The sequence below is a fragment of the Wenyingzhuangia heitensis genome (assembly GCF_011762155.1).
GTDB classification, from domain to species: Bacteria; Bacteroidota; Bacteroidia; order Flavobacteriales; family Flavobacteriaceae; genus Wenyingzhuangia; species Wenyingzhuangia heitensis.
On record NZ_JAASQL010000001.1, the window covers coordinates 633,152 to 646,522 of the forward strand.

At 30.1% G+C, this 13,371-nt stretch carries 9 protein-coding genes; 8 read left to right on the plus strand and 1 reads right to left on the minus strand.

What is annotated here, in order from left to right:
• Positions 1-78 precede the first annotated feature (78 nt).
• The 6 genes from FHR24_RS02665 to FHR24_RS02690 all read left to right on the plus strand — a co-directional run bounded on the left by FHR24_RS02665 (position 79) and on the right by FHR24_RS02690 (position 7,817).
• Positions 79-1,533: a hypothetical protein gene (locus FHR24_RS02665; RefSeq protein ID WP_167183483.1), complete on the plus strand. Its 1,455-nt coding sequence runs from the start codon at positions 79-81 to the stop codon at positions 1,531-1,533.
• A 140-nt stretch (positions 1,534-1,673) separates the two neighbouring features.
• On the plus strand, positions 1,674-3,752 hold the full coding sequence (gene dnaG / locus FHR24_RS02670) for a DNA primase (RefSeq protein WP_167183486.1): 2,079 nt from the start codon (positions 1,674-1,676) through the stop codon (positions 3,750-3,752).
• Positions 3,753-3,821: 69 nt separating this feature from the next.
• On the plus strand, positions 3,822-4,283 hold the full coding sequence (locus FHR24_RS02675) for a mechanosensitive ion channel domain-containing protein (protein WP_243846491.1): 462 nt from the start codon (positions 3,822-3,824) through the stop codon (positions 4,281-4,283).
• Between the two features lie 31 nt (positions 4,284-4,314).
• Positions 4,315-5,424 carry a glycosyltransferase gene (locus FHR24_RS02680; protein WP_167183492.1) on the plus strand — a complete coding sequence of 370 codons (1,110 nt, stop codon included), beginning with the start codon at positions 4,315-4,317 and terminating at the stop codon, positions 5,422-5,424.
• Positions 5,421-6,704, plus strand: a complete 1,284-nt coding sequence (locus FHR24_RS02685; RefSeq protein WP_167183494.1) for a polysaccharide deacetylase family protein — start codon at positions 5,421-5,423, stop codon at positions 6,702-6,704. The genes FHR24_RS02680 and FHR24_RS02685 overlap by 4 nt, the downstream gene beginning before the upstream one ends.
• 6 nt (positions 6,705-6,710) lie before the next feature.
• Positions 6,711-7,817, plus strand: coding sequence for a glycosyltransferase family 4 protein (locus tag FHR24_RS02690; protein WP_167183496.1), 1,107 nt, complete (start codon positions 6,711-6,713; stop codon positions 7,815-7,817).
• On the opposite strand, the gene FHR24_RS02695 is transcribed toward FHR24_RS02690, so the two are convergent.
• Positions 7,814-8,503 (minus strand): cell division ATP-binding protein FtsE, encoded by a 690-nt coding sequence (locus tag FHR24_RS02695; protein ID WP_167183498.1) that lies wholly within the window; start codon positions 8,501-8,503, stop codon positions 7,814-7,816. The two genes, FHR24_RS02690 and FHR24_RS02695, sit on opposite strands and share 4 nt — an antisense overlap.
• A 161-nt stretch (positions 8,504-8,664) precedes the next feature.
• On the opposite strand from FHR24_RS02695, the gene FHR24_RS02700 reads away from it, so the two are divergent.
• Together FHR24_RS02700 and FHR24_RS02705 are read left to right on the plus strand one after the other, a co-directional pair.
• Positions 8,665-11,691: a tetratricopeptide repeat protein gene (locus FHR24_RS02700; RefSeq protein ID WP_167183500.1), complete on the plus strand. Its 3,027-nt coding sequence runs from the start codon at positions 8,665-8,667 to the stop codon at positions 11,689-11,691.
• A gap of 1 nt (position 11,692) precedes the next feature.
• Positions 11,693-13,369 carry a TonB-dependent receptor gene (locus FHR24_RS02705; RefSeq protein WP_167183502.1) on the plus strand — a complete coding sequence of 559 codons (1,677 nt, stop codon included), beginning with the start codon at positions 11,693-11,695 and terminating at the stop codon, positions 13,367-13,369.
• The last annotated feature ends 2 nt before the right edge of the window (positions 13,370-13,371 follow it).

Consider the following 13,371-nt stretch of genomic DNA (forward strand, 5'->3'; position numbering starts at 1 on the left):
TAATGCTAAATTTTTTATTATTAGAACAATATTAATTAACAATTGTTTATTTTTAACGCATTAAACTATGAAAATGTTATGAAAAAAAACAAAATTAATCCGCTATTTTTAGTGGTATGTGTACTTGTGTGCCTTCAGGCCTGTAAGCCAAGTAAAAAAGAAGTCAAAAGTAATTATCAAAATGTAAAAATTAGTGTTTGTGACCCTGTAAGTAGTTGGTTTCCTCACTTAAACACAAAAGAACCATTAGAGGGGGTAACAAGTGTTTTTGCAACACCCCAAAAAGCAACTAATCTAGTTTTTCATCAATGGTCTTGGCAAAAATTTTTATGGTTAACCAAACCTACGTCAGTAACAGACAAGACTCCTCTTTTTTTAGAAAATAAAAATGAAATTATTCAAGTAACGGATTTAATGATGGATACTATCAATATTCCTGTAAATGCTAAAGTGGTTTTGTTTTATGATGAGCAAGCTTGTTCTAATGGAGTGTTGCAAACCAATTCAAAATTTAAGTCAGATACCAATACTAAAATAGATACTATTATGTATTCTATTTATTCAAGTAAAATTATGTTAGATGCTGCTAAAGTATTTAAAACTAAAATTTTAAAAGATTCTTTGTTTGATAATGATTTTGTGTTTCCTGTAGGTTCATTAGAGTTAAAGGTTTCTTGGGTAGCAACATCTGCTATTCCAAAAAGTCAATTGGGTGAATATTACACTACACAAGCTGCATATATTAAAGCAGATAAGACTTATGGCTATAAAGAAGTAGCAATGTTAGGAATGCATGTTGTGGGAGTTGTAGAAAATCATCCAGAATTTATATGGGCAACTTTTCAGCATAATGATTTAGCTCCTTTGTATGATTGGGAAGATGATATTGCAGAGGAAAGTTTTAATACATTACTTTACAAAGGAGATAAACCATCAACTTTGGATGGGATTACTTGGGATTCTAAAAAGAATAACGCATTAAAGCCTATAGCAGCATATGAATTATTTAAGTATGGAGTGCCAGTTAATAACGGAGGAGGTTTTATGGAAACATCACAAGAAGAACCATCTAATTTTAACAATATAAAAAGTATTAATATATGTGTGTCGGAAGCTTTTAAACGTCAAAATAACAACGATGTTTGGGCAAATTATTTTTACAATGGTTCTCTTTGGATTGATACAGATGAATACGCTACAACAAAAGAGCAGGCTAAGAAAATTGTAGAATTAGGAGATTCTATAGCTTCGGCTAAACCAGGGGCTTTGGCAAGAGGTTCTGTTAATTGTGCCAATGTTACTATGGAAACTTATACACAAACATTTGAGAATGAAATATCGGAGATAGCTGTAGATAATTTAGCCAATTGTTTTTCGTGTCACAGTGCAACAAACTTTTCAACAAAAGCAAATTCGCCCTTGTATCTAAGTCATTTGTTTGGAGGCTATTTAAAAGCAAGCCAAGGATTAACACCTGATGAAATTGAACAGTTGAAAGAAACAGAACATTTTTTAAAATTTGTTAAAAAATAGTATAATATTTTACTTGATGTAAAAGAGTCCTCTTGTCAATAAGAGGACTCTTTTTTGTGTTTAGAACTTCATTTTTTCCAGAGGTTTCAAAACCAAATACGATAATTTCTTTGTTATCTTTGTTAAAAAATAATTAGAAGTTGATATCTAGAGAAACCATAGATCTTGTTTTTGAAACCGCCCGTGTAGAGGAGGTAATTGGAGAGTTTGTAACTTTAAAAAAATCGGGAAGTAGTTACAAAGGATTGTCTCCTTTTGTAGATGAAAAATCTCCTTCTTTTATGGTATCTCCTGTAAAGGGAATTTGGAAAGATTTTAGTACAGGTAAAGGAGGAAATGCAATTTCTTTTTTAATGGAGCATGAACATTATTCGTATCCAGAAGCAATTCGTTACCTAGCGGATAAGTACAATATTGTTATTGAAGAGACAGAACAAACCAACGAGCAAAAAGAAGCTGCAGACGAACGTGAAAGTATGTATTTAGTGTCTAAATATGCACAAGACTATTTTCATAAAACCATGTTAAATACCCAGAAAGGAAAAGCAATTGGGTTAAGTTATTTTAAAGAACGTGGTTTTACTAGCGAAATGATAGAAACGTTTCAGTTAGGATATTGTTTAGATGATTGGACCGCGTTTACAGATACCGCTTTAAAAAACGGATATGATTTACAGTATTTAGAAAGCACAGGTTTGACCATAGTAAAAGAAGGAGGGAAACAATTTGATCGATTTAAAGGTCGTGTAATGTTTCCTATTCACAGTATGAGTGGTAGGGTGTTAGGGTTTGGGGGTAGGATTTTAACCAATGATAAAAAAGCAGCTAAATATTTAAACTCTCCAGAAAGTGATATTTACCACAAGAGTAGAATTTTATATGGATTGTATCAAGCTAAAAAAACAATATCTAAAGAAGATAACTGTTATTTAGTAGAGGGATATACAGATGTGATTTCTATGTATCAAAAAGGAATTACCAATGTTGTAGCTTCATCAGGGACGGCATTAACACCAGATCAAATACGGTTGGTAAAAAGATTAACTCCTAATATGACAGTTCTTTTTGATGGAGATGCTGCAGGGTTAAGAGCATCAGTCCGTGGTATAGATTTAATTTTGGAGCAGGGAATGAACGTAAAGGTAGTTACGTTTCCAGATGGTGATGATCCCGATTCTTTTTCTAAGAAAAAATCAACAGAAGAATTAAAAGAATACTTAGAAAATAATCAACAAGATTTTATCAGTTTTAAAGTTTCTTTATTACTAGAAGAGGCAAAAGATGATCCGATTAAGAAAGCTGGGTTAATTCGTGATATTGTAATGAGTATTTCTAAAATACCAGACAGTATTAAACAAGAAGTTTACATTCAAGAATGTTCTAGATTAATGGATATTTCGGAAACTGTTTTGTTTAATGAGTTGGCTCAAATGTTAGACAAGCACGCTAGAGATGCAGAGCGTAAGCCTAGTTCTACTAGACCTAAAATGACAATTGCTTCTTCTGCTAATAAATCTTCAAAATCATCCTCTGGAGGAGATATGCCAGACGATGCTGCTTTTAATGAAATGATGATGGCTCAAGAAGTAGGAATGAATACTTCTAAAGGGAAAACATCTGGACAAAAAGGAACGACTCCTAAAACGATTAATACCTTAGATTTGTATGAACGTGAAATTATTAAAATTTTATTGTTGTACGGAAATCACGAGGTAACTTTTGTAGATTGGGTAGAGGATCATGATAAAAGAGGAAAAGTAATTATGGTAAAAGAAGAGTATACCAATACGGTTGCTCATGAGTTGTATTTACAATTACAAGATGATGAAATAGAATTTACAAATCCTTTGTTTCAGAAAATATACAAAGAAATTACCTATCAAATTAGTGAAAAAGAAAAACTAGCGTTAGAGCGTTTGACGAGTCATGAAAATCAAGAAATAGCTCAAGAAGTAACCAATATTTTAATGGATGATGAGCATTATATTTTAAGTGATTGGGAGTCTAAAGAAATAGAAGTAACTCAAAAAACAGATGTGTTACAAAAATTAGTTCAAGATGCAATTCTAAACTTAAGAAGAGTTTTAATAGAATTAAAGGTGAAGGAATTAATGCAAGAGGTAAGTGTTGAAGAGAAAAGATTAGAAGCGTTACAGGATGTGATGAGTTATACGCAGCTAAAAACCTTACTGTTCGAAAAACTACATAGAGTATTATAAATTATAGAAATGGAAAATTTAAACGAATATAAATATCAATTATTACTAACGCTTGTTATAGTAATAGTAATGTCAACAATAATTTTTTCTATCAAAAGAGCTATTAAAAAATTTAGCTTTGTAAAAGCGATAGATGTAAACAGAAGGAAAATAATTTTTATTCTTACTTATCTAGTCGTCTATATTCTTTTTGGAGCTTTGTTAGCTGTTGTTTGGGGAGTAGATTTTAATAGGTTGTCTATTTTTATATCCTCTATATTAGCTGTTTTAGGAGTTGGTTTTTTTGCTCAATGGTCTTTGCTGTCTAATTTAACAGCAAGTGTTATTTTATTTTTTAATCATCCAGTAAGAATAGGAAGTAGAATTAGAATTTTAGATAAAGATTTTGAGCTTATTGGTGAAGTAAAAGACATTACAGGCTTCTATTTTTTTATGAAAACCGATAAGGGAGAAATTATTACATTTCCTAACTCTTTAATTATGCAAAAAGGAATAGAAATTTTAAAAGATGAAGAAAGTCCTCAAGCGTAATTTTAGTATATTTCCTTTTAAAATTATTTAATTGAAAACAATCATAGTTTCTGTAACAAATGACTTGGTAACCGATCAGCGAGTACATAAAGTTTGTACTACGTTACAAGAAATGGGCTTTTCAATTCACTTAGTAGGGAGAAAGTTAAAACAAAGTTTGCCTTTACAAAGATCCTATAAAACAACTAGAATGAAGCTGCTTTTTACCAAAGGTCCTTTGTTTTATGCAGAATATAATTTACGACTATTTATGTTGCTGTTGTTCGCAAAAAAAAATGTGTTATTGGCAAATGATTTAGATACATTATTTCCTAATTTTTTAGTTTCTAGATTAACAAACAAACCTATAGTTTACGATAGTCATGAGTTGTTTACAGAAGTGCCAGAATTAATTAATAGACCAAAAGTTCAAAAAATTTGGTTAACTATAGAGCAGTTTATCTTTCCAAAGCTAAAAGATGTTTTTACGGTAAATAGTTTAATTGCGACCATTTATAAAGACAGGTATAGTGTTTCTGTAAAAATATTAAGAAATATAGCTCCTATGTTTCGGTTCTCAGAAATAGATAAGGTTTTTGTAGAAAAAGTAAAAGGAACTTCTAAAATGATTATTCTACAAGGGGCAGGTATTAATGTTGATAGAGGTGGTGAAGAAGCTGTAGAAATGATGCGTTATTTAGATAATGTTGTTTTATATGTAATTGGTAGTGGTGATGTTTTTCCTATCCTTAAAGATTTAGTCAAAAAATACAAGCTAGAAAATAAAGTGTTTTTGTTAGGGAGAAGACCTTATGATGAGTTGATGCAATACACTAAAATAGCTGATTTAGGATTGTCTTTAGATAAAAATACTAATTTAAATTATGAGTATAGTTTGCCCAATAAAGTGTTTGATTACATTCAGGCAGAAACTCCTTTGTTAGTTTCTAACAGAAGGGTGGTTGCTAAATTAGTAGTCGATGAAAATATAGGAAAGGTAATTGACTACCATAGTCCTAAAATGATGGCAGATAAGGTTCAAGAAATGTTGTTTTCGGATGAGTATTTAACTTGGAAAGCAAATTTAAAAACAGCAGCCCAAAAATATAATTGGGAAAAAGAATCAAAAGTAATTAAAGAAGTCTATTCTAAATTTTTATGATACTAGTATATTCAGATAGTCTTAGCAGTAGACTTATATATATATTAAATGTAGTGTTTAAATATGTATTAGGGGTAAATTATAAAACTACGGTTTCTTTAATTGATTTTGAAAATTACAAAGGACCAAAAATTAATTATTCTAAAAAGAATCTAGAAAATAGTGTTAGAATAATTCCGGTAAAGTTTTTGTTTCAAAACTCAATTCAACAACAAAATCTAGATGTTAATTGGATTGATGAGGTTCCATATTTTTTTAAAACTAAAGACGGACAGTATGATGTTTTAGCATCGTGTTTTTGGATGATAACTAGATATGAAGAATATTTGCCCTTTACCCCAGATCATCATAATAGGTTTAAGGCAGAAGATAGTTTAGCCTATAAACAAGGTTTTTTAAAAATACCAGTAGTAAATGTTTGGGTTCAAGAACTACAACAAAAACTAAATATAGAATTTCCAAATTTTATATTTCCACAAAGGCATTTTTCTACCTTAAATACATTAGATATTGATACGGCTTATTTTTCTAAAGGAAAAGGCTTTTTTTATTTTGTAGGAGGGTTTTTAAAAGATATTATAAAAAAAAGAAAAGAAAATATAGAAGTTAAGTGGTCTTATTTAAAAACCCAAAAAGATGTTTATGATACGTATGATTTTATAGAATCGGTTTCTAAAAATATAAAAACCCACTACTTTTTTTTGTTAGGAAATAAATCAGAGTTTGATTCTAGTGTAAAGCATACTAGAAAATGTTTAAAAAAACTGATTCAACAAAAAGCTAAAAATCATTCAGTAGGAATACACCCTTCTTATGTGTCCAATCAAAAACCAGAGTTAATTTCTAAAGAAATAAAAAGGTTAGAGAAGCTTGTTGGAAATAAAATAACCAGTAGCAGACAGCATTTTTTAAAATTAGAGTTTCCTAAAACGTATGAGAATTTAATTAAAAATGGAGTTAGAGTAGATTATTCTATGGGATTTGCAAGTCAAGTAGGTTTTAGAGCAGGTATTTGTAATGCGTATCCGTTTTACAATCTAAAAACAGAAACCCAAGAGTCTTTTTGGATTGTTCCTTTTCAAGTAATGGATGGAACTTTAAATCAATATTTACAACTATCACCCAACAAAGCCATAGATGAAATTAAAGAACTAATTGATCAAGTTAAAAAAGTAGATGGTTTGTTTGTTTCCTTATGGCATAATTCGTCTTTGTCAGAAAAATTTGGTTGGCAGGGTTGGAGAAAAGTGTATCAAGAAATGTTACTTTTATTAAAATAAATATTGATGATTAAAACAATTCAAATTGTTTCTTTTGATGTGCCATACCCTCCTAACTACGGAGGGGTTATAGATGTTTTTTATAAGATAAAAGCATTTGAAAGTTTAGGGGTAGATGTAATTTTACACACATTTGAATATGGTAGAGGGCAACAAACTGAATTAGAAAAATACTGCAAAGAGGTTTATTATTATCCAAGAAAATCATTTTTAAAATCGTTTTTATCAACGACTCCATTTATTGTAAAAACTAGAGATAATATTTTACTGAAGCAGAGATTGCTTGGAAATAAATTCCCTGTTCTTTTTGAGGGGTTGCATTCTGTTTCGGGCTTAGAAAAATTAGTGAATGTTGGAGTTAAAACCATTGTGCGAGCTCATAATATAGAGCATAATTACTATAAAGGTTTGGCTAAAAGTGAGTCTAATTTCTTTAAAAAAGTTTTTTTTAAAATAGAAGCATATAAACTTAAAAATTATGAATCTATTTTAAATAAAGCAGATGTTGTTTTAAGTATATCTCCAATTGAGCAGGATTATTTTTTTAAAAAATATGGTTCTAAATCTAATTATATTCCTGTGTTTTTTCAATGTGAATTTAAGGATTTACAACCTGAACAAAATATTGTTTTGTGGCATGGAGACTTGAGAGTTAGTGATAATATAAAAGCTGCATTATTAGCAATTGAAGTTGTTAAAAATACCAAGTATAAATTAATAATAGCAAGTAGTACCGTTGGTAAAAAAATTAAACATGCTTGTAGGGAGTATGATAATGTTGAGTTAAATACTTTAAGGAAAGAAAATGAACTAGAAAGGTTATTGGCTTCTGCCAAAATAAATTTATTGTTCACATTTCAGGCAACAGGAATTAAATTAAAATTACTAAATGCGTTAACCAATAGTAGGTTTGTTATAGCCAATTCTAAAATGATAGAAAATACAGATTTAGAGAATTTATGCTTTAAGGCAGATACGATAGAGTCTGTTATAAAGGAACTAAATTTACTTGATAGTTCTTCATTTTTAAACGAAGATAGGGAAAAAAGAAAAACCGTCTTAAATACTTTTAAAGCAGAACACAATGCTCAAAAAATTATAGATCTTCTTTAACTATTTTGTTGTTGGTGGGCTACTTCAAACACCTCTCCGTTTTCTACTTTAAACGTACGTTGCGGATATTTTAAAATTAACGAATAATCGTGAGTTGCCATTAAGATGGTTTTTCCACTTTTGTGAATTTCATTCAACAACTCCATAACCTCCATAGATGTTTTAGGGTCTAGGTTTCCGGTAGGTTCATCCGCAATAATTAGTTCAGGGTCGTTTAACATAGCTCTGGCAATAGCGATACGTTGTTGTTCTCCTCCAGAAATTTGATATGGCATTTTATAGCCTTTTTCCTGCAAACCAACTTTTCCTAAAACTTCATTTATTTTGGTATCCATCAAAGTTTTGTCTTTCCACCCTGTGGCTTTTAATACAAAAAGTAAGTTGTCGTGTATACTACGATCATTTAATAATTTAAAATATTGAAACACAATTCCTATTTTTCGTCTTAAAAACGGAATTTGTTTTTCTTTTAAGCTAGGTAAATCAAAATCTACCACTTCACCCAAGCCGCTAGTCAAAGGTAAATCACCATAGAGTATTTTTAACAAACTACTCTTTCCACTTCCTGTTTTACCAATTAAGTAAAAGAATTCTCCAGGCATAATTTCAAAGTCCACGTTCTTTAAAATCAGAATATTGTCCTGAAAAATATTGGTATCTTTTAACTGTAAAACCGGTTGAGACATAATGATGATTGTTTTTACAAACATATTTAAAAATCTATGAAACTTAAAATAATCATCTAGATAAGAATTGAAATAGAGTCTTTCAAATAAATAGGCAATGTTTCCGTTAATTCACAGGGATATTATTTATTTTTAATCATTGAAAATTTAGGTCTAGATATATGAAGAAACAATTTTTGCTATCTTTAACAGTAGTGTTTACGGTGGCTTTATCCGGTATGGCACAAAACAGCTATCAATCAACATCGTCTTTAAAGTGGTATACAAAAGCAGTTCAGGCTTTTGATAACAACCATTATGCGTTGGCTAAAGAATATTTTAAAGAAGTTCAGGAGTTAGAAACTCAAGAAAGTATTGCTTTAGAAAAATATAAACTATTAACAGCGTTGGAATTAAATGAAAAAAATGCTGGAAAACACACAGAGTTGTATTTAAATAAACATCCAAACTCTATTGATAAAACAGCTTTAATTTTGGCTTTGTCTAATTATTATTTTGCCAACAAACAAAATGAAAAAGCATTAGAGTGGTTTCAAAAAATAGATGTTAAAGCATTAACCAATAAACAAGAAACCAATTACAATTACAAATTGGCTTTTGCCAATTACAAAACTAAAAATTACACAAAGGCTAAGGAATATTTGTTGCCTATTTCTAAAAGTGGAGCTTATCAAAACGAAGCACATTATTATTTAGGAAGCATTGGTGTACAAAACAAAGATTATGCATCTGCAAGTTTTCATTTTGATAAAATTAAAAACATCAAAAAATACCATAGAGAGGCTTCTTACCAATTGTTGATTGTCTCTTATCAGCAAAAAAAGTATGAAGAGGTAATTCGTTTAGGAGAACGTTATTACGAAGAAACCTCTGGAATAGAACAATCTGAAACTGCTAAAATTATAGGAGAATCGTATTTTTATTTAGGGAATTATAACAAAGCAATTGATTATTTAACGCAATACAAAGGAAGGCAAAGAAGATTAACAGAGGTTGATTATTACTTTTTAGGATATGCTTATTATAAGCTAAAAGAATATGACAAAGCGATTGAAAACTTTAATAAAATTACCGATGAAAAAAGTGGTGTTTCTCAAAATGCACATTACCATTTGGGAGATTGTTATTTAAAGAAGAATCAAAAAACACAAGCTTTAAATGCGTTTAAAAATGCATCAGAAATGGAGTTTGATGTTACTGTACAGCAAGATGCTTTTTTAAATTACGCAAAGTTAAGTTATGAGATAGGGAATCCTTACCAAAGTAGTTCTGAGGTGTTACAAGCTTTTGTAGATAAATATCCAAATGCAGAACAAGCAAGTGCTATAGAAGGATTAATTGTAAATGCATATTTACAATTAAAAGATTTTAAAGGAGCATTGGCTTATTACAATTCGCAAAGATTGGTGAAAGATGCTCAATATCAAGAATTATTGTTAGAAAGAGGTTTTGAATTGTATAACGAAAATAAAATACAAGAGGCATTATCTTATTTTTCAAAAGCATCAGAACTGTACAACAACAAAACAATAACCAATAGAGCATTGTTTTGGAAAGCAGAAATGTTGTCGGAATTAAACAACTATAAAGAAGCAGATTATTATTACACATCTTTTGTAAAAGAGACCAATAATAAAAAATTGTCTGAATATGCTGATGGAGTTTATGGCTTGGCTTATGCGTTATTTCATCAAAAAAAATACAACGATGCGTTGAATTATTTTACTGAATACACAAAGATATCTAACAATACAATCAAAAAGAGAAATGCAGTGTTAAGAATTGCAGATTGTCATTTTGTAAACAAAACATATTGGAGTGCTTTAGAAAATTACAATCAAGTAATTAAAGCCAACCAAAGTCAGGTAGATTATGCTATGCATCAAAAAGCATTGGCATATGGGTTTTTAGGCAAAAATGAGCAAAAGAAAGCAACGCTAAAAGAAATTCAGACCCAATTTACACGTTCGGCTTATTTAGACGATTCTTATTATCAGTTAGGAAACATGTTGGTAAATCAGAATAAAAACAAAGAAGCAATTGAGGTGTTTGACGAATTGATTAAAAAATATCCAAAGAGTCCGTTGGTCGTAAAAGCAAAACTTAAAAAAGGAATTGTGTTGTTTAATTCTAACGAGAATCAAGAGTCTGTTACCGTTTTAAGAGATTTAGTATCTAACTATCCAGGAACAGGAGAAGCGGTTCAGGCAGTAAAAATGGCAGAACAAGTTTATAAAGAAATGGACAAAGTAGATGAGTATGCTGCGTGGGTTAAAAAATTAGAATTTGTAAACATATCCGATCAAGATATTGATAGATCTATGTTTGAGGCTGCAGAGAACAAATATCTAGCAAATGATTTAAAAGCAGCCATTACAAGTTCTAAAAAATATTTAATCAATTTTCCTCAAGGTATTCATGCACTAACGGTTCACTTTTATTTGGCACAAGCCTATTTTAATTCAGGCAATAAAGAAAATGCCGTTCCAGAGTATAAAGAGGTTTTAAAAGTAAATGCAAATGAATATACAGAGGTTGCACTAAATAGATTATCTCAAATTTACTTAGAAAAAGAGGAGTGGGAGTTGGCAAGTACGTTGTTGCTACAAATAGAAACAGATGCTATTAATACTCAAAATGTAGTGTATGCTCAAAGTAATTTGATGAAGTTTTATTACAAAGAAAACAAATTTGCAAAGGCTTTAGATTATACTAAAAAGGTGTTAGGAAATAACAAAAGTTCTGAACAAGCAGTGGCAGATGCCTATGTTTATGGAGCTAGAAGCGCAATTGAATTAGATGATTTTACAAAGGCTAAAAACTACTATAAAGAACTAGAAAACATAGGGAAAGGGAGTGTAAAAGCAGAAGCAAATTATTACAAAGCATTTTTCTTAAACAAAGATAAAAGTTATCAAAAATCGAATGAGCAAATTCAGATTTTAGCTAGTAAATACCAGGCTTATAGATTTTGGGGAGTTAAAGGATTGTTGTTAATGGCACAAAATTTTCATGCATTAAAAGATGATTTTCAAGCTAATTTTATTTTAAATAATATTATTAGCAATGTAAAAGAATATGATGATTTGGTAGAAGAAGCAAAGGAGTTGTTACAAGAATACAAACCCCAAAATGCTGAAGAGGAATTAAAAGGAGAAACACAAAACAATGCTACAAACAACATTTAAGATGAAAAAGCAATGGATACTAATCGCTCTGTTTTTAGGAGCTGTACATATATATGCGCAAACAAAAGAAGACAATATTAAAAAAGAAGATGTAGTTGTAGAGTTCTCTTTTAACCCAACACTAACCGATGTATTTAAACTAAAAACGGTTCCAAACGGACAAGAAGAATTTGCCAAACAAAAAATTGAATATACGATTAATCCAAAGCAAGTTCCTTCAGATTTTGTGCCTATCACCAAACAAGCGGCTTATGTAAATATAGATGATCCTAAGCCTAAAAATTATAGAAGTTATTTATACGGAGCATTAGGTTTGTATGGAAATGGAGAAATTGAAGTAATGCTTAGGCCTAATGCCGTAAATGGATACACGTACGGAATAGATTTTTCTAGTTATAATAGTCAAAACGGAATAGATAATGAACGTGTAGATAACGGACAATGGAAATCTAATATTGATTTGTTTTTAGCAAAAAATAATAAAAAATACAATTGGAAAACCGAAGCTAATTTTGAAAGAAATAGAATTCATTGGTATGGTTTAGATGCCGGTATTCCAGAAGTAGATTATCAAAATCAAGATGTAGAACAAGTGTATAATTCACTAACTTTTTCTGGAATTATAGATTATAAAAATGCAAAAGTTAAAAGTTTATCACCCTCTATAAATTTCTTTTCTGATGGATTTGAAAGTTCTGAAATAGACCTTAATGTAGCTGCTGTTTTAAACAAATCGATGTTTAAAGATTATATAGAAGCTACCGTGAATTTTGAATATTTAAATGGAAGTTTTGGCCAAACGTATTTAGACAATACCAATATTAATTATAGCTTTTTTAACTTAGGAGTTACTCCCTCTTATAATTATCAAGCAGATAACTTTCAGTTAAATGTAGCATTGGGTTTATTTGTAAACTCTAATACAGAAGCATCAACCTCTAAATTCTGGATATTACCAAGTATTCAAGCAGATGTAAATCTAATCAAGGATATTATGATTTTACATGGAGGAATTAGAAGTAATTTAGATCAAAATAGTTACGAAAGCCTTGCAAGTAAAAATCCTTTTATAGCACCATCGGCAGTTATTAAAACAACGGCAACTCCTGTAGATGTATTTGTAGGTTTAGACGGAAAGTTAACCAAAACCATTTCTTATAGTACAGAAGCTAGTTATAAGCAGGTAAAAAACAAAGCCTTGTTTGTGCATTATAATAGTGAGGATACAGTAACTCAACCTTTTCAATTAGGAAATAGTTTTGCTGTAATTTATGATGATGTAAGTGTTTTTTCTTTAAAAGGAGCTATAGAAATGATGTTTTCTAAACAGCTAACAGGTGGAGTGTTGGCAACAGTTAACAGTTACAGTCCAGACGTGCAAGCAGAAGCTTGGAACTTGCCAAACATGACTATAGAAACCTATGCAAACTACACACATAATAAGTGGTTTGGACAAGTAGGAGTAAATATTATAGATGGTAGAGATGATTTGGTAGAAGGACAACCTACTAAATTAGATGGGTTTTTAGACCTAAATGTAAAAGGTGGATACAAAATTAACAAAAGATTAAATGCACATGTAAACATTTACAATTTGTTAGATAACAACTACCAATCTTACACAAATTATCAAGTTCAAGGGTTTCAGTTAGTAGCTGGACTTTCATTTAAATTTTAAAC